Annotated in this window: 18 protein-coding genes; 5 read left to right on the forward strand and 13 right to left on the reverse strand. The window is 58.8% G+C overall.

The annotated features are described in order from the left end of the window. Positions 1-110: 110 nt before the first annotated feature. Both MHM86_RS05415 and MHM86_RS05420 read left to right on the forward strand, forming a co-directional pair. Entirely contained in the window at positions 111-1,112 is a 1,002-nt protein-coding gene (locus MHM86_RS05415; protein WP_239196697.1) for a DUF418 domain-containing protein, read from the forward strand. 71 nt (positions 1,113-1,183) lie between these two features. Then, the gene (locus MHM86_RS05420; RefSeq protein ID WP_239196699.1) at positions 1,184-1,726 is read left to right on the forward strand and encodes an adenine phosphoribosyltransferase; all 543 of its coding nucleotides are present in this window, start codon (positions 1,184-1,186) and stop codon (positions 1,724-1,726) included. 421 nt (positions 1,727-2,147) lie between these two features. Here the strand turns inward: MHM86_RS05420 and MHM86_RS05425 are convergent, their stop codons facing one another. The 5 genes from MHM86_RS05425 to MHM86_RS05445 form a co-directional block, all read right to left on the reverse strand. Continuing rightward, positions 2,148-2,462: a hypothetical protein gene (locus MHM86_RS05425; RefSeq protein ID WP_239196701.1), complete on the reverse strand. Its 315-nt coding sequence runs from the start codon at positions 2,460-2,462 to the stop codon at positions 2,148-2,150. Positions 2,463-2,592: 130 nt separating this feature from the next. Next, a complete protein-coding gene (gene nusB / locus MHM86_RS05430) occupies positions 2,593-3,087 on the reverse strand; it encodes a transcription antitermination factor NusB (protein WP_239196703.1) in 495 nt (164 codons plus the stop codon). Between the two features lie 45 nt (positions 3,088-3,132). Next, positions 3,133-3,663, reverse strand: a complete 531-nt coding sequence (locus MHM86_RS05435; RefSeq protein ID WP_239196705.1) for a 6,7-dimethyl-8-ribityllumazine synthase — start codon at positions 3,661-3,663, stop codon at positions 3,133-3,135. A gap of 13 nt (positions 3,664-3,676) precedes the next feature. After that, positions 3,677-4,810, reverse strand: a complete 1,134-nt coding sequence (gene ribB / locus MHM86_RS05440) for a 3,4-dihydroxy-2-butanone-4-phosphate synthase (RefSeq protein WP_239196707.1) — start codon at positions 4,808-4,810, stop codon at positions 3,677-3,679. Between the two features lie 225 nt (positions 4,811-5,035). Continuing rightward, positions 5,036-5,623: a riboflavin synthase gene (locus tag MHM86_RS05445; protein WP_239196709.1), complete on the reverse strand. Its 588-nt coding sequence runs from the start codon at positions 5,621-5,623 to the stop codon at positions 5,036-5,038. 196 nt (positions 5,624-5,819) lie between these two features. Between MHM86_RS05445 and MHM86_RS05450 the strand changes: the two genes are divergently transcribed. The 3 genes from MHM86_RS05450 to MHM86_RS05460 all read left to right on the forward strand — a co-directional run bounded on the left by MHM86_RS05450 (position 5,820) and on the right by MHM86_RS05460 (position 10,391). Further along, positions 5,820-7,136 (forward strand): capsule biosynthesis protein, encoded by a 1,317-nt coding sequence (locus MHM86_RS05450; protein ID WP_239196711.1) that lies wholly within the window; start codon positions 5,820-5,822, stop codon positions 7,134-7,136. A 94-nt stretch (positions 7,137-7,230) separates the two neighbouring features. After that, entirely contained in the window at positions 7,231-8,364 is a 1,134-nt protein-coding gene (locus MHM86_RS05455) for a polysaccharide biosynthesis/export family protein (protein ID WP_239196713.1), read from the forward strand. Beyond that, on the forward strand, positions 8,364-10,391 hold the full coding sequence (locus MHM86_RS05460) for a capsular polysaccharide biosynthesis protein (RefSeq protein ID WP_239196715.1): 2,028 nt from the start codon (positions 8,364-8,366) through the stop codon (positions 10,389-10,391). Before MHM86_RS05455 ends, MHM86_RS05460 begins: the two co-directional genes overlap by 1 nt. A 248-nt stretch (positions 10,392-10,639) precedes the next feature. Here MHM86_RS05460 and ribD read toward each other — a convergent pair whose 3' ends face one another. The 8 genes from ribD to rpoD all read right to left on the reverse strand — a co-directional run bounded on the left by ribD (position 10,640) and on the right by rpoD (position 17,657). Beyond that, on the reverse strand, positions 10,640-11,731 hold the full coding sequence (ribD, locus tag MHM86_RS05465) for a bifunctional diaminohydroxyphosphoribosylaminopyrimidine deaminase/5-amino-6-(5-phosphoribosylamino)uracil reductase RibD (protein WP_239196717.1): 1,092 nt from the start codon (positions 11,729-11,731) through the stop codon (positions 10,640-10,642). 42 nt (positions 11,732-11,773) lie between these two features. Next, on the reverse strand, positions 11,774-12,244 hold the full coding sequence (gene nrdR, locus MHM86_RS05470) for a transcriptional regulator NrdR (protein WP_239196719.1): 471 nt from the start codon (positions 12,242-12,244) through the stop codon (positions 11,774-11,776). 151 nt (positions 12,245-12,395) lie between these two features. Beyond that, the gene (locus MHM86_RS05475; RefSeq protein ID WP_239196721.1) at positions 12,396-13,616 is read right to left on the reverse strand and encodes a bifunctional alpha/beta hydrolase/OsmC family protein; all 1,221 of its coding nucleotides are present in this window, start codon (positions 13,614-13,616) and stop codon (positions 12,396-12,398) included. A 181-nt stretch (positions 13,617-13,797) separates the two neighbouring features. Continuing rightward, positions 13,798-14,217: a secondary thiamine-phosphate synthase enzyme YjbQ gene (locus MHM86_RS05480; protein WP_239196723.1), complete on the reverse strand. Its 420-nt coding sequence runs from the start codon at positions 14,215-14,217 to the stop codon at positions 13,798-13,800. Positions 14,218-14,227: 10 nt separating this feature from the next. After that, positions 14,228-14,515, reverse strand: a complete 288-nt coding sequence (locus tag MHM86_RS05485) for an HlyU family transcriptional regulator (RefSeq protein WP_239196725.1) — start codon at positions 14,513-14,515, stop codon at positions 14,228-14,230. A gap of 139 nt (positions 14,516-14,654) precedes the next feature. Beyond that, the gene (locus MHM86_RS05490; RefSeq protein WP_239196727.1) at positions 14,655-14,897 is read right to left on the reverse strand and encodes a hypothetical protein; all 243 of its coding nucleotides are present in this window, start codon (positions 14,895-14,897) and stop codon (positions 14,655-14,657) included. 138 nt (positions 14,898-15,035) lie between these two features. Beyond that, the gene (locus MHM86_RS05495) at positions 15,036-15,533 is read right to left on the reverse strand and encodes a hypothetical protein (protein ID WP_239196729.1); all 498 of its coding nucleotides are present in this window, start codon (positions 15,531-15,533) and stop codon (positions 15,036-15,038) included. A 132-nt stretch (positions 15,534-15,665) separates the two neighbouring features. After that, on the reverse strand, positions 15,666-17,657 hold the full coding sequence (rpoD, locus tag MHM86_RS05500) for an RNA polymerase sigma factor RpoD (RefSeq protein WP_239196731.1): 1,992 nt from the start codon (positions 17,655-17,657) through the stop codon (positions 15,666-15,668). Between the last annotated feature and the right edge of the window lie 55 nt (positions 17,658-17,712).

Genomic DNA, 17,712 nt, shown 5'->3' on the forward strand with positions numbered 1-17,712 from the left:
TAAAACCGCGCCGCACGCGGCGGGCGCAGCGCAAAACACCCCCGAAAGCGTATGGATTTAACGCAGGAAATCTCCTTAACTAGCGCCATTGCAAACCCAAAGGATTTCCCATGCGCCTCGACGGCCTCGACATTGCCCGTTTTCTTGCGTTTGTTGGCATGGTCCTCGTCAATTTCCGCATCGCGGCAGAGGTGACGAGCGCAGGCGACGTCTCTTCTACGATCATCGACCTGTTAGAGGGCCGCGCCGCCGCGCTGTTTGTGGTGCTGGCGGGCATCGGGCTTGGCCTGTCCCGGGCGGGGGCGACGCTGGTCAGTCGACGGGCGCTATTCCTGATCATCCTCGGCATGATCAATGTCACGATTTTCGACGCAGATATCCTGCACTATTACGGCACCTATTTCCTCTGCGTGCTGCCGCTGCTGGCTGCCCCTGCCCGCACACTCTGGGCCGCAGCCGTTATCGTCACGCTTATTGCCTATGGCGGGTTAATCTTTGGACATTATGATGCGGGCTGGGACTGGGCGACGCTCGTTTACGCGGATTTCTGGACCGCCAAAGGCTATTTGCGCCACACCTTCTACAACGGGTGGCATCCAGTGCTGCCATGGGTGAGTTTTCTGTTGATCGGCATGGCGCTGTCGCGACTAGATCTGGCCAGCCCCGCCGTACGCCTGCGTATGGCGCTCTACGGCACCCTTGCCTGCACCCTCGGCCTGATCCCCGCCATGCTGACCACGGATCCCACATTGATCGAACTTCTCAGAACCGCGCCGATCCCGCCAACACCGTTCTACATCCTCTCCGCCACCGGCAGCGCCTGCATGGCAATCGCCGCCTGCCTGTGGGCTGGACCTGCACTGATGCGCAACCCCGTCACCCAAACACTTTCACTGGCCGGACGACAAAGCCTGACACTGTACCTTGCCCATATCCTCATTGGCATGGGCACGATGGAGGCATGCGGCCTGTTGAACGGCAGCCTCTCAAACAGTGCAGTCTTGCTCATCAGCCTCTCTTTCTGCACCGCTTGCCTGATCTATGCCAACCTCTGGCAGCATGTGGCAAAACGCGGACCGCTTGAGGCACTGATGCGCAAAATCGCCGGGTAAGAAAGCCCTTGAAACACGGGCGCGGCCTTGCCAAACACCACCAGCACTCAGCTACAGAAAGGCGCAGCCCGATGGCACCGCAGCAGAAATCCGTCAAAGACTACATCCGCACCATCGTCGACTTCCCACACGAAGGCATCATGTTTCGCGATGTGACCACGCTGTTTGCCGACCCGCGCGGCTTTCGCATGGCGGTGGACCAGATGCTGCACCCCTACGCCGGTCAGCGCATTGATAAGGTTGTAGGGCTGGAAGCGCGCGGTTTCATCCTTGGCGGCGCTATCGCGCACCAGCTGGGCACCGGGTTTGTGCCAGTCCGCAAAAAGGGCAAGTTGCCGGGTAAAACCATTTCCGAGGCCTATACGCTGGAATATGGTGATGCGATTGTAGAACTGCATGACGACGCAATTGAGCCTGGTGAAACCATCTTGTTGGTGGATGACCTCCTCGCGACCGGCGGCACCGCCGAAGCAGGGATCAAACTGATCGAGCGTTTGGGTGGCAAGATCCTCAGCTGTGCCTTTGTCATCGACCTGCCTGAGCTGGGTGGCCGCCAGAAGCTGGAAGCGATGGGAATGGACGTCACTGTTCTATGCGAATTCGAGGGTCTTTGAACACGCCCCCTCCCCTTATCGTGAAAACACCCCCTTGTCGGCCCCGCCATGAGTGCCTATCTAGGTCCTCGGCGGGTGCTGCTCTTCACGAGACACGGTTGCATTCCGGTGGCCTTAAGCAATTCCGAGGGAGCTGGCTCTGTCTGGATCCTGGTCTAGTTATCTGGCGCCCACCTGTACATACAGGTCCTCGGGAATGAGATAACCGAACGGTCGCTGCGGGCCCGCCACTTAGCCCTCTTCATTTTTGCATCACACCAAGGACTGCGCCCTACCTTGTGTGGGCACTTATCCGCTGTTGGGTCCCAAATATCCGTGAAACACACGTAACGCTTTTATAGTGAACCATTGCAGAAAATACGCCCCCCCGTCGGGAGGGGCCGGCGCAGCACGGGGTTTCCGCCTGCGCAATGACATCACATCAGCGCTGACGCTTTACCGCCGTTTCCTGCATAACGCGCACAGGCTTGGTCAGATCGACCCGCACCGCACGGCCACCGCCGCTTTTGGGCTCATCCTCTTTCAGCTTCATCACCGCGATGCCGAACTGCACACCGGCGAAAATGATGCCGTTAGAGAACCACAAAAGGAATACCGCCAACAGCCCTACATCAGAGTTCGCCACCAGCGACCCAAGATTGCCAAGGTTGAACCACAACAGCATCGCCACAAAGGCCGCCGCGATGGCAAAGCCGATCAGAACGTTGGTGATGTAAAGACGGATGAGCTTTGGCATGACAGCGCCTCCTGTAAGAGCTGCCTAAGATCGTATGCCAATATCTGAAGGTTTCAAGCCCAATATGAAAAACGCGACACATCTTGACGATATGCCGCGGTTCCTTGCGCAAATATCAGCGAAATCTTGTTCAGAACGCTTCTGGCTTGGCCTCACGGGCCATGTGGTCCAGTACAGCGTTCACGAACTTCGGCTCTTTGCCTTCAGGGAAGAAAGCGCGCGCCACGTCCACATATTCAGTGATCACCACCTTCGGCGGGGTGTCGGATTGGGTCAGCTCGGCACCTGCCGCACGGAACAGGGCCCGTAGGGTGGAATCGATACGACCCAATGGCCACTTCGCCACCAGTGCGCGGTCAGTCATCTGGTCGACCTTCGCCTGCCAGTTCACCGCTTCTTTCACCAGTTGTTGGAACAGTTTGGCGTCGCCTTCCAGCCACTCCACCTCATCGACAACGGCGCCGAACCGGTGATCCAGAAACTCCAGAATGACCTGATCAAGGATCTGCTCCCCGACCTCCAACTGGTAGAGCGCCTGCACAGCATAAAGCCGCGAGGCAGATTTCATCTTACGCTTCTGGTTGTTCGAAAGCGGCTTGCGCTGTTCTTCTTCGCCGGTGCTCATGCGATCTGGTGCCTTGTAGGATGGCGTGGCTAGGTCACTGCGGAATTATGCCTTACCTGCCAGCTGGATTTCATCGGCGGGAACGAATCCCACGCCTTTGCGCTGATCGCCCCATTTACGGGCCAATGCAATCAGGTGCAAGGCCGCAGCCGCCGCGCCGCCACCTTTGTTCTGATCCTCAGGATCAGCGCGCACCTCGGCCTGACGGCGGTTTTCTACGGTCAGGATGCCGTTGCCGATGCACAGCCCCTGCAGGCCCAGCATCTGGATGGCACGACTGCTGTCATTGCAGACGGTTTCATAATGGGTGGTTTCACCACGGATCACGCAGCCCAATGCGACATAGCCGTCAAAGTTGCTCATCCGCTCAGTGATGCCGATGGCGGTAGGAATTTCCAGTGCGCCGGGCACTTCGACAACCTCATAGGTGCCGCCCACAGCCTCAATCTCGGCCGCGGCGCCTTTCAGCATGTTATCAGCAATGTCTTTGTAATAGGGCGACATCACAATCGCCAGCTTTACCGGTTTGGCAAATTCGGCACGCGGCATAATGTAGTGCTGTTCATGTCCAGCCATGTCTCAAACTCCTTCAGGCAGCGCCGTTGATCGGGCGGGTGCCAACGATCTCGATGTCATAGGCGTCAAGGCCCACGTATTTGGTGCGCGGGCTGTCGGTCAGCAAAACCAGCTGCGATAGACCGATTTTAGAGAGCATCTGCGCGCCGGCGCCGACCTGTTTGATGGTTTTCACCCCCTCCTCGTCCTGTGCAAACAGCGCATGGCGCGGCTCGCGGAACAAGCAGACCACGCCACGGCCTTCTTCGGCGATGATCTTCATTGCGCGCTGCAACTCATCGGCGGGTTTCGGGCCCAGACCTAAGATATCGGTCGCCTCATGCAGCGCATGGGTGCGGGTCAGAACAGGTTCGTCGGTGCTGATGTCGCCCTTGATCATCATCACATGCTCAACCCCGTGGATCTGATCCGTGAAGATACGCAGATCCCATTCGCCACCAAATTCCGAGGTGACGGTTTCGCGGCTGGTTTCCACCACGAGGTTGTCGTTCTTGGAGCGGTATTTGATCAGGTCACTGATGGTGCCGATCTTCATGTCGTGCTCTTTGGCGAACTCCACCAGATCAGGCAGGCGCGCCATGGTGCCGTCTTCTTTCATGATCTCGCAGATCACCGCCGACGGGTGGCAACCGGCAAGCCGCGAGATATCAACGGACGCCTCCGTATGGCCGGCACGGACCAGAACGCCACCACGTTTGGCGCGCAGCGGGAAGACGTGACCGGGGGTGGCAATGGCCGCCATGGTGTTCTGTTCGTTGATCGCGGTGGCGATGGTCAGCGCGCGGTCAGCAGCGGAAATGCCGGTAGAAACGCCTTCGCGGGCCTCAATCGACACGGTGAAGGCGGTTTCGTGACGGGAAGAGTTATTGACCGCCATCATCGGCAAGCCAAGGAAATCCACCCGCTCTGCCGTCATCGGCAGACAGATCAGACCACGCCCATGGGTCGCCATGAAATTGATCGCAGCGGCGTCGGCAAATTCCGCAGGGATGATCAGGTCACCCTCGTTTTCGCGGTCTTCATGATCGACGAGGATATACATCTGGCCCTGACGGGCGGCGTCGATGATCTCTTCAATCGGGCTGATGGCATCACGCAGTTGGGCCTCTACGGGACCGGGCGTTTCAAAGGCGGCGCTTTCAGGCATGTGAGTTCCCCTGATCAATGTTCCCCTGCCAGATACCCTAGCCCCGCACTAAATGCCAGTGCAGACGCGACGCCACCACAACAGATTCCGCCAGAGAGCGCAGCGCCTTACGCTGCCCATTCACTGTTCCAGAAGGATCCAAGGGTAAATGTGGACATATTGCATGTCAAAAGAGGGGCGCCGCCCCTCCCCCACTCCGCTTATCAAGCGAAGTCTATTAGATTATCAGGCGAAATCTTTCAGGCGCGCCACATAACGGGCCAGCGTATCAATCTCCAGATTGATGCGATCGCCCACTTTGGCTTGCCCCCAGATCGTCACCTCTTTGGTGTGGGGAATGACGTTGATACCAAAACGGCAGCCGTCCACCTCATTCACCGTCAGCGAGGTGCCGTTGAGCGTGACGGATCCTTTGGGCGCGATAAACTTGGCCAACTCTTCCGGTACCTCAAACACCATGCGGGTACTGTCGCCTTCATCCACCATCTCAACAAGATCGGCGACGCCATCAACGTGACCGCTGACAATGTGACCACCCAATTCGTCGCCCACTTTCAGCGCACGTTCCAGATTGACACGACGACCGACCTCCCAGGTTCCCAGGTTGGTTTTCGATACCGTTTCGGCAGAGATTTCGACGTCATACCAATCATCGCCCTTAGCAATGACTGTCAGGCAGACGCCATCGCTGGCGATAGAGGCCCCCATGTCAACGGTGGTCAGATCATACTGCGTCTGGATCCGGGCACGCAGATCGCCGCGCTTTTCCAGTTCCAGAATAGTGCCGAGGTCGGTGACAATACCGGTGAACATGTTGCGCTCCTTCTAAACGTTTCGAAGATCTAGCCGTTGATAGTCAGAAGGACAAGTCTCAGCCGGGCAACAGCTGCGGTGCTGCGACACCAGCGTGCCTTAATTTTGCCTAAACCTCATTTTATAAAAAATGGGGCCGATGTACATGGGCCGAATTCTCGAGTGGTTGCGCGTATCAAGAGGGGCAAGCGTCACAATGTTGCACGATGGGCTGCATACAGGACTGCACAGCAAACAGGACAATCGGGTCTTCCTGTGCCTGCAGGGGCCGCATGGACCATTTTTTCACCAATTGGCAAAGATGCTGCGCCGTGCGGGCGCAACCGTGTGGCGTGTCGGCTTCAACGCTGGTGACCGCGCTTTCTGGTTCGATGCCAAAAGCTACATCCCCTATCGCGGCACAGTTGAAGAATGGCCCGAAACTCTCGACGCGCTGATTGCCGAAAAAGGGGTGACCGATCTGGTGCTTTATGGCGACACCCGCGCCATCCACGCCGATGCAGTGAAACGCGCCAAGGCGGCCGGCCTGACAGTTCACGTTTTTGAAGAAGGCTACCTGCGCCCCTTCTGGGTCACCTATGAACGCGGAGGCGCTAACGGCCATTCACGCCTGATGGATCTGACTGTTGCGGATATGCGCACGGCATTGGCCCAGAGCGATATGGACAGCCACTTGCCCCCCGCGCGCTGGGGCGACATGCGCCAGCATGTGTTTTACGGTGCGCTGTATCATTGGTTTGTGATGTTCCGAAATGGCGACTATCGCAACTTCCGTCGCCACCGCGAATTGCCGGTATCGCGCGAGTTTTACCTCTATCTCAACCGTTTGCTGATGACGCCTTGGCAGATGCTGGAACGCAACATCGCCACCTTTCGCATCCGCAACGGCGGATTTCCCTACCACGTCGCGCTGTTGCAGCTGGAACATGACAGCTCGTTTCAGGAACACTCTCCTTTCAGCCGCATGACCGAGTTTTTGCAGGTCACAATTGACGGCTTTGCAAAGGGTGCACCGGGCCACCACCATCTGGTGATCAAGGCGCATCCTCTGGAAAACGGCCGCGTGCCGCTAAAACGGGAAATTCAGCGCATCGCCCGTGAAGCCGGCGTTGAAGATCGCATTCATTTCGTGCGCGGTGGCAAACTGGCCCGCCTGCTGAATGAGGCGCGCAGTGCCGTCACCGTCAATTCCACCGCAGGCCAGCAGGTACTGTGGCGCGGCATCCCGCTGAAGGTCTTTGGTGCCGCCGTGTATAACAAACCCGAATTTGTTTCTGACCAGCCGGTGGCCGAATTTTTCGCCGCTGCCAAACGCCCGGACCTGCCCGCGTATCGCGACTATCGCCGGTTCCTGTTGGAAACCAGCCAGCTGCCGGGCGGATTTTATTCTGCTGGCGGCCGCCGCCAGTTGATGCGCCATGTGGTCGATATGATGTTGTCGCGCGAAGATCCCTACGAGGCGCTGGCCAGTGGCACCGCGGCCCCGAGGCAACAGTTGCGTATAGTGAACTGACAACCACAAAGTCTAGCTCTGGATTTTTATCTCCGATTCCGATACTTTGGACAAAAGACTTGAGGCAGATAATACAGGTCGAGGAGACCGAGCAGTGAAAATCTTTAGCACCCGTCGGGCGAAGTCTGTCGCCCTTTTGGCTGCTGTGGCGCTGATTGCGTCCTGTGGCCTGCCGCGCGTCGGCCCCAACAAAAAAGAGATCTTCGAAGGCTCCGTTCTTCGTGGAGGTGACGCCTATGTGGTTAACGTAAATGATCGCGTGACCCGCGCAACCGCTGTGACACCGGCGCTTGGTTTCCCTGATAAATTCGTGAAAGCGGGGCGGCTGGGCTCCGACATCGTGCGCCCCGGCGACACGTTGAGCCTGACGATCTGGGAAAACGTCGATGTGGGCCTGTTCACCCGCACCGGTGCCAACTCCACGCTGGCAGAAATTCAGGTGGATGGCGCAGGCTTCATCTTTGTTCCTTACGCCGGTCGCATCCGCGCCGCAGGCAATACACCGGAACAGATTCGTAATATCATCACCCGCAAGATCGAAGATCAGACGCCAGAACCTCAGATCGAGGTACGTCGCGTGGCCGGTGACGGCTCAACCGTGTCGCTGGTGGGCGCGGTCAGCGGTCAGGGTGTCTACCCGATTGAGCGCCCCACCCGCACCCTGTCGTCCATGCTGGCGCGCGCAGGTGGCGTAACCATCGATCCCGAAATCGCTCAGGTCACCGTGATCCGCAACGGCGAACGGGGTCACGTTTGGTTCCAGGACCTCTATCAGAACCCAGAGCTGGACATCGCCCTGCGTGGCGGCGACCGTATCCTGATTGAGGGGGATACACGTTCTTTCACCGCGCTGGGCGCCACCGGCACCCAGTCGCGCGTCGGGTTTGAAAGCCAGACCGTGTCGGCGATTGAAGCGATTGCACAGGTCGGCGGCCTGATCCCAACCGCGGCGGATCCCACCGGCGTGTTCATCCTGCGCAATGAACCGGCCGCAGTGGCCAACAGTGTTCTGGGCCGCGACGATCTGGAAGGCGCCCAGCGCATGGTTTACGTGCTGGACCTGACCCAACCGAACGGGTTGTTCATGGCCCGCGACTTTGCCGTGCGCGACGAAGATACACTCTACGTCACAGAAGCCCCCTTCACCCAATGGGATCGCACCATCGCGGCGCTCACCGGTTCGCTGACCACAGTGACCGCATTGTCATCGCTGGCTGGCGGCAGCTAATGGCGCCATCCGATTGGATTGGTTTTCAACCCGCCGGGGCAACCCCCCGGCGGGTTGCTTATTTCAACGCAGGCTTTCTGCGCCAAAAACGCCTACGTCGCATTCTGGAACTGGCAGGCTACGACCTACGCCTGACCCGCCCCGATCAAGCCGAAACAGTCGCTGTGTGGGGGCATTCGCCCTATGCTAAACGGGGCGAGGCCGTGGCGGTCAAAACCGGCGCGGATCTGATTAGGGTAGAAGACGCCTTCCTGCGCTCCCTCCACCCTGGTCGAGCAGGAGAGCCGCCGCTGGGGCTGGTCGTTTGTAAACAGGCGATGCACTTTGACATCACCCAGCCAAACGATCTGGAACACATACTGAACACAGAACCGCTGGATGATGCGGGGCTGCTGACCCGTGCCCGTGACTGCATTGTGCGGATCAATGAAGCACGGTTGAGCAAATACGCCGCCTTTGATCCTGACGCGCCGTTGCCGGAGGCAGGCTATGTGCTGCTGGTCGATCAAACGCGCGGCGATGCGGCGATCAAACTGGGCCGTGCCAACCAACACAGCTTTGCCGAAATGCTTATACAGGCGCGTGAAGATCACCCCGCCGCCCGCATCGTCATCAAGACCCACCCCGAAACCCGCGCTGGCCATCGCAGCGGTCACTTCAGTGACACGGACCTGCCCGAAAACGTCACGCTTTATGACGGTGCCGCCAGCCCGCACGCACTGCTGGAAGGCGCAGTGGCGGTCTACACCGTCACCTCCGGTCTGGGGTTTGAGGCGATCATGGCCGGTCACCGGCCCAAGGTCTTTGGCCAGCCGTTTTATGCAGGCTGGGGGCTGACCGACGACATATCTCCCCTCCCTCGCCGCAGCCGTAAGCTGACCCGCGCGCAGCTCTTTGCAGGTGCGATGATGCTCTACCCTATCTGGTATGATCCCTACCGCGACCGGCTGTGTCAGCTGGAGGATGTGATCGACGCGCTCGAGGCACAGTCGCGTGCTTATGCCGCGGATGTGCATGGCTGGCAGGCCAGCGGCATGCGGCTGTGGAAACGCAAGCCGCTGAACGGTTTTTTCGGCCATGTGACGCCAATGCAGTTCACCAAAACACCGCAGGCCACGACGCGCAAACAGATGATCTGGGCGCGTGAGGCCGAACACCTGCAAACACCGCCCGAAGATCTGGTGCGGGTGGAGGATGGGTTTTTGCGCTCACGTGGCCTTGGCGCTGCGCTGGTGCCACCCTTGTCATTGGTGACAGACCACAAAGGCATCTACTACGATCCCTCAGGCCCCAGCGATCTGGAGGATCTGATCAGATCCCGCGCAAACTTGCGCGAGGACCAACGTGCCCGCGCCGACCGCCTACGCCGCGCGCTGATCAAAGCAGGGCTCAGCAAATACAACCTTGGCGCTGCGGCACCTGATCTGCCCTCAGGTCACCGTATTCTGGTCCCGGGACAAGTGGAAGACGACGCCTCTATTCGCCTTGGCACGGATCGGGTGCAGACCAATCTGACCCTACTGGCCGCCGCGCGCCAGGCCAACCCGGAGGCCACCCTCCTCTATAAACCGCATCCTGATGTGGAGGCAGGCCTGCGCCCCGGTGCGCTGTCACAGGACGAAATCTCGCGCTATGCCGATGCGATCATTGAAGGCGGCGATCCCGCAGCCCTGCTGTCTGAGGTACAAGAGGTTTGGACCATGACCTCTCTCCTCGGCTTTGAAGCATTGTTGCGCGGGGTCAAAGTCACCTGCCTCGGCACCCCGTTTTACGCAGGCTGGGGTCTGACAGTGGATCGCGGCGCTCCAGCGGAACGACGCGGTATCCTTGTGCCCCTAGAAGGGTTGATACACGCCACGCTGATTGATTACCCGCGCTACCGCGACCCAGTGACCGGCCTGGCCTGTCCGGCAGAGGTGGTGGTAGACCGCCTTGGCGCTGGTATCAGCCCGGCACCGCCAAGCCTGCGAATGGTGGCAAAACTACAGGGTCTGTTCAGTTCCTATGCACATCTGTGGCGGCGCTAAACCCGCCCCGCGCAGCATACACCAGACGACCCAGGCAGGCTGTCCCCCGTCGGGCAGTCCAAAATAACCAGCACCAGCATCAGCTCCAATTCTCGATGAATTCGGCTGCAGATGCGCCAGCCAGCGAACCTTCACACCGGATCACTGCGTCATCGGATAGTTTGCCGCCCCAGATGTGGGAACACGCGGCATCAAGGCGACCAATTGACCGTCGTTTATACGCTATACGTCAGACAGTAGAGCGTCGATCAGCGACGGTGCCAGTGGTGCACCACGTCTTTTCCAACCTGACGCGTAGACATCAGGTCATAGCGCGGCGCGGCGCCCAGACGCTCCAGCCCCATCGCACCGATACCCGGCAGCCCCTCGGCGCCGATAGCCAATCCAGCGGTGTAACCAACCAGATCATCCACCAGATCCCGCGTCAGAAGCGAAGCGGCCAGCGCCCCGCCGCCTTCGCAGAACACCCGCGTCAGCCCCCGTTCGCCAAGCGCCTGAAGGGCGGCCTGCGTGTCGATCTGGCCACGCGACAACGGGCAGCGGATCAGCTCCGCCCCCAGATCGCGCCAACTGCGTTCCAACACCGGTTCCAGATCGGGCCCGTGGCAAATCCACACCGGCACATCGCAGGCAGTCATTGCCAGCTTGCCCGTTAGTGGCAGGTCCAAACGACGAGACAACACCACACGCACCGGCTGACGGCTTATGCCCATATCCCGTACGGTCAGACTGGGATCATCAGTGCGCGCCGTGCCGCCCCCAACCATGACCGCGTCATGACTGGCGCGCATCGCGTGCACATGGCGACGTGCCTCTGGTCCGGTGATCCACTGGCTTTCGCCCGTCGCCGTGGCAATGCGCCCATCAAAGGAGTTTGCCAGCTTCAGCGTCAGCGCTGGACGCCCCTTCTCGACGCGGGCAAAGAACCCCGCCAAATCGCGTGCGGCTTCATCCGCCAGAACGCCCGTGGTGACCTCAATCCCCGCCGCGCGCAGCATGGCAAAGCCCTGACCGGACACGCGCGGGTCGCTGTCGGTGATCGCAGCAACCACACGAGCGACGCCCGCGCCTATCAGCGCCTCGGCACAGGGGGGCGTTTTGCCGTAATGGGCACAGGGTTCTAGTGTGACATAAGCGGTGGCACCGCGCGCCGCGGCACCCGCCTGCGCCAGTGCCACAACTTCAGCATGCGGACGGCCTGTCGGTTGGGTCCAGCCACGTCCCACAATGCGACCCGCGTTCACAATCACACAGCCTACCGCAGGATTGGGCCAAGTATTGCCCTGCCCCCGCCGCCCCAGCGACAGGGCCAGCGCCATATAGCGATGATCCATAGTCATGATCCACCTGATCGCACAGGCCGCACAAAGGCTGGCGCGCGCTTACTCTTCTTCGGGTGAGGTGTCCGGGCGCAGTTCGGACACAAACTTGTCAAAGTCATCTGCCGCCTGGAAATTCTTGTAAACACTGGCAAAGCGCACGTAGGCCACAGTGTCGATCCGCGCCAAGGCCTCCATTACGATCTCACCAATGGTCTGCGAGGGGATATCTGTATCGCCCATGCTTTCCAACCGGCGCACGATCCCAGAGATCATCTGATCAATACGATCGGGCTCAACTGGGCGTTTCTGCATCGAAATACGGATGGAGCGTTCCAGTTTCGGGCGGTCGAAATCTTCGCGGCGCCCATTGGATTTAATCACCACCAGATCGCGCAACTGGACGCGTTCATATGTGGTAAAACGCCCGCCACAGGCAGGACAGAACCGGCGCCGACGGATCGCAACGTGATCCTCCGCCGGACGTGAATCTTTCACCTGAGTGTCGATATTCCCGCAAAACGGACAACGCATGAAAGGCCCCTCTTTCGTCACACCGCCAAGTCTGGGGATAAGTTCCCCAGTTATCCACAGGCACTATAGGGCCGCCGCTAGGATTTGGGTAGGGGGTAATTGGACCCCCTACCTATTGTTGCGTCTTTCTGGTTGCTCTGGGACCACCAGATCAATCAAGAAGGTTCGTTTCCACCACGGCTGTGCCGTGCAGGGTTTTGTGCACCGGACATTTGTCAGCAATCTTCAGGATATCAGCACGCTGCTGCTCTGTCAGATCACCAGTCACATGAATATCGCGTCGGAACACATCCTCTTTGGCCGCTTTAGCGCCGTCACCTTCCATCGCCTCGATATGGCGTTTGTCATGGTAGACATCGACCGCCACGTGATCCAGCGGATACCCCTTATGGCGGGCGTACATCCGGATCGTCATCGTCGTGCAGGCACCGAGACCTGCAGACAGATACTGATAGGGCGTCGGCCCCAGATCAGCGCCGCCAACCGCGCGTGGTTCATCTGCCAGATAGGCATGGCGGCCGGCAATGTTGACGTCCTGAAGGAAACCTTTGGCGTCCGCTTCTGACACATGCACTGCGCCATCAGGCGCTGCTTTGGTTACCGGTTCTGCCGCCAGATCCACGTAACGTGCAACCCATGCCAAAATGGTATCGGCGGCATATTCCGCATCGGCCTGACGCGTCACAAGGTGGTCGGCATCATCCAGCGTGACGAAGCTTTTGGGGTGTTTTGCAGCTGTAAAAATATCACCCGCGTTTTCGATCCCCACCACGTCATCCAGCGGCGCGTGCAACACCAGAAGCGCTTTGTTAAGATCTGCAATCGCTGGCTTCATCTCTTGCGCCGCGATATCGTCGAGGAAATGTTTACAAATGGTAAAGGGACGACCGGCCAGATCAACCTGTGCGCCACCCGCTTCCTCGATCTCTTTCACCTTGGCACCGAAATTATGAGCCACATGTGCCGGATCAAAAGGCGCACCGATGGTCGCGACCGCGCGGGCCGACGGGATCTTGCCCGCCGCCTTCAACACCGCAGCACCGCCTAGCGAATGGCCAACCAACAACTGCGGCGCGGCGAACCGCTCCTCCAGCGCCTGTGCAGCCAGAATCAGATCGGCCACGTTGGTGGTGAAGTTGGTGTTGGCAAATTCACCCTCGGAATGCCCCAGACCGGTGAAGTCAAAGCGCAGCACGGCCATGCCACGCTGCGCCAGACGCTGGGCAATGCGGCGGGCGGCGGGGATGTCTTTGGAACAGGTGAAGCAATGGGCAAACAACGCGGTTGCGGTGATCTCTCCCTCAGGCAGGTCAAGACGCGCGGCCAATTGGCTGCCGTCGTGGCCGGTGAATGTGATCGCTTGGGTTTTCATGGACTGTCCTCCTGAGCCCGGGCAGCGTCTGCGCTGACCCCGGTGTGTCTTGTCCCCATCATGAAAGCGTTTCAGACGCGCAAACAACCGCGCTCACAGAAACGTAATCAATCAGCGTGATTGCGTGATGAAGGTTACAGAAGGCATGCAAGTCCGATGCCGCCAATCACAGGGGGGCAGATCAGCCGCCAAGATGCGCCAACACGCAGCGTTGATGCGGCGCGTTGCGATGTTCAAACAGGTAAATCCCCTGCCACGTCCCCAGACCCGGCGCGCCATCAACAACCGGAATAGACAGGCTGACCGGCATCATCGCCGCCTTAATATGCGCAGGCATGTCATCGGGCCCCTCATAGGTGTGGGTCAGATAGGACATGTTGGGATCCGTGGTCGGCGGCACCAGACGCGCAAAGAAGTTGCGCAGATCCACCTGCACCTCTGGATCCGCATTTTCCTGAATGAGCAACGAACAGGAGGTGTGGCGCACAAACAGCGTCAGCAGCCCACGAGCCACACCCTGCCCTGTCACCCAAACCTGCACATCATGTGTAAATTCATATAGGCCCTGCCCGCGGGTCGAGAGGTGAAATTCTGTCTGCATTCCCGTCCCTTTAACGAAAAATGCCATCGCCCATCTGATCGATGAACTGCTTGGCCTTGTGCAGCGTGACCTCTTCGGCCTCTTCCAGCGATGCGATAGTATCGGCGCGGATCATCTGGTGGGTTTTCGCCTCGCCCTCGATGTCCTTGGCGATTGTGGCCGCAACACGGTAGCCGCCGCTGTCCTTCATTGGGGCAACCGTGATCTGAAAACCCTTGTGCTCATGCACATTCGCCTGAGGTTTGGCGCCTGCACTGTCGCCGGATACGCCACCGAAGAGTTTTGACCAGAATGACATAATGAGCCCCTTTACTGCTTTCCCGCACTCTGCGCGCGGGCGCGGTCAGGTGCAAGCACCATGGCACGAAAAAACGGGGTCAGCACCCTGACCCCGTCTCCAATGTATAAGCGATCCCGAATTGGATCGTGGAATGATCTTACTTCACCAGACATATCGCGTAGGTCGACACCGAATTGGCCGGTGCAGAATTTTGACCCTCCACATCCGGCAAGAGGCACACCGCCCCATGCTGCGGTGTCACTGCAACCGCTGCTGCGACAGGCTGCGACAAAGCCAGCTCTGCGATCGGCAAATCCGTCACCTGATCCCAGGCCGGTTCACCACCGTGATACGCAAAAGCAGCTGTCGGAAGAAGCATTAACAAGACGAGCACACGCATGGCCCACCTCCTTTCATACCTGCCTATTTAAGTAACAATAAGATGACGGAAACCCCTCCGCGCGAGGTTGTGAAAACTGGTCGCGTTTTCGTGAGTCGAACGCGGCGTCTCAGGTGTGACGAACTGGGGGCAACCCGATCACTCAGACCAGGTTTGCGTTTCCAGCGAATAGACCTGACCTGCCGCCTCCTTCGCCTCGTAAAGCGATAGCGGATAGCCTGAGGTGGTGACGTGCCCAAGATCGCAGTGCAGTTCTGCAAGCACATTATCGCCTTGTTCCACGACAACGCCGCCGCTCATCTGTGCCTCGCCTTCGGCCATTCTGTCGAAACCGTAAGACACATGATAAGATGTTGCGCCGTTGGTGAAGGTGAAATCCTCCCAGATATAGCGTCCAATACCTGGCCAAGGCGTCATTTCGACATCTGCCACAGGGCGCGCCAGATGCAAATCGGGCAATTGCCCTGTCGCGCCAAAGGCATAAGTCGCGTGATCGCCGAGGAGGCAGGTTTGCAGATATTTCGTGCCATCTTGCAATGGGCAAGAAACCAGAGGTGTTGCGCCATCGGGACAGGCGTATGCGGGGATGGCGAGGGTGGCGCAGAGGAAAGCTGTGGGTTTAACAAATTTGCACATTCACGAAATCGCATTCCAAAAATAAGTTATTTATCTAGCGCCGTTCCGAGGGGGCACAAATTCAAACGACAAGTGCAGCATGATCTGCAGCATCTAACAAAAACGCCCCCAAAATCGGGGGCGTCTTTTAAATCACTGATCCAAGAAACTGCGCAGTTTGCGCGAACGGCTGGGGTGCTTCAGCTTGCGCAGCGCTTTCGCCTCGATCTGACGGATCCGTTCACGGGTCACGCTGAACTGCTGGCCCACTTCTTCCAGCGTATGATCGGTGTTCATACCGATGCCGAAACGCATCCGCAGCACACGTTCCTCACGCGGGGTAAGCGATGCCAGAACGCGGGTGGTGGTTTCCTTCAGGTTTTCCTGAATGGCGCTATCAAGCGGCAGCACGGCGTTCTTGTCTTCGATGAAATCGCCCAGCTGGCTGTCTTCTTCGTCACCAATCGGGGTTTCCAGCGAAATCGGTTCCTTGGCGATCTTCATCACCTTGCGAACCTTCTCAAGCGGCATCTGCAGCTTTTCTGCCAGTTCTTCCGGCGTCGGTTCGCGACCGATTTCGTGCAGCATCTGGCGACCGGTTCGCACCAGTTTGTTGATCGTTTCGATCATGTGAACCGGAATACGGATGGTCCGCGCCTGATCCGCGATAGACCGCGTGATCGCCTGACGGATCCACCATGTTGCGTAGGTCGAAAATTTGTACCCACGGCGGTATTCAAACTTGTCCACCGCCTTCATCAGGCCGATGTTGCCTTCCTGAATAAGGTCAAGGAACTGCAGACCACGGTTGGTGTATTTCTTGGCGATCGAGATCACGAGGCGCAGGTTTGCCTCGACCATCTCTTTCTTTGCCTGACGGGCTTCTTTCTCACCCTTTTGAACCTGTGCGACAATGCGGCGGAATTCAGGGATGTCCAGACCCACGTATTGACCGACCTGCGCCATGTCGTTGCGCAGACCTTCGACCTTGTCGGTGGAGCGTTCGATGAACGCCTGCCAGCCACGGCCCGGTTTTTCCGCCATGCGGTCCAGCCAAGTGGGGTCCAGTTCAGCGCCACGGTAGGCCTCGATGAATTCACGACGGTTGATGCGGGCTTGGTCAGCCAGTTTCACCATCGAGCTGTCGATCGACATGATCCGACGGTTGATGCCGTAAAGCTGGTCGATCAACGCCTCGATCCGGTTGTTGTGCAGGTGCAGGCCGTTCACCAGCTCCACAATCTCAGACCGCAATTTCTGATAACGCGCTTCATCTTCTTCAGAGAAGGAGCCATCTTCGTTCAGCGTGGCCGAGATACGGGCGTCCTGCATTTCCGATAGGATTTCAAAATCTTCGGCGATGTTGTTGAGGGTGTCGAGCACGCGCTGTTTCAGCGCCGCCTCCATCGCGGCCAGCGACATGTTGGCCTGTTCGTCCTCATCATCATCGTCGTCATCGTTGCGGATCGGGTTACCGTCCGCATCGTATTCCTGCTTTTCCTCTTTCTGCGCTGGCTGGGCAGCTGGGGCAGCGGTCACATTGGCAGGGCTGACCTCTTCATCTTCGTCGTCGTCCATCTGGTTGCCGAAAGTGGTCTCCAGATCGATAACGTCACGCAGCAGAATGTCTTCGGACAGAAGTTCGTCGCGCCAGATGGTGATCGCCTGGAAGGTCAGCGGGCTTTCGCACAGGCCGAGGATCATCGTGTTGCGGCCGGCCTCAATCCGTTTCGCAATCGCGATCTCGCCCTCACGGCTGAGCAGCTCAACCGACCCCATTTCGCGCAGATACATGCGCACAGGGTCGTCAGTACGATCCAGTTTTTCCGAGGTGCCAGCGGCCAGGGCCACCTCACCCTTGTTGGACGACACATCAACCACGGCGGTGGTTTTCTGCTCTTCGTCTTCGGCCTCTTCATCCTCAATGATGTTGATGCCCATTTCCGAAAGCATCGACATCACATCTTCGATCTGTTCCGAGGACACCTGATCCGGCGGCAGCACCTGGTTGAGCTGGTCATACGTGATGTAGCCGCGCTCGCGCGCCTCAGCGATCATACGTTTGACCGCGGTCTGGCTCATATCAAGAGAGACCTCCGCGTCCTGATCGTCGGGCTTACGGTCTTCGGTGTCTTTGGCAGCCATAAAACTCTCCTAGAGGCGGACGGGTCCGGATTGGGTCGAGGTCAGCGATTCGCTT

The sequence above is a fragment of the Thalassobius sp. Cn5-15 genome (assembly GCF_022347685.1).
Lineage (GTDB): Bacteria > Pseudomonadota > Alphaproteobacteria > Rhodobacterales > Rhodobacteraceae > Thalassobius.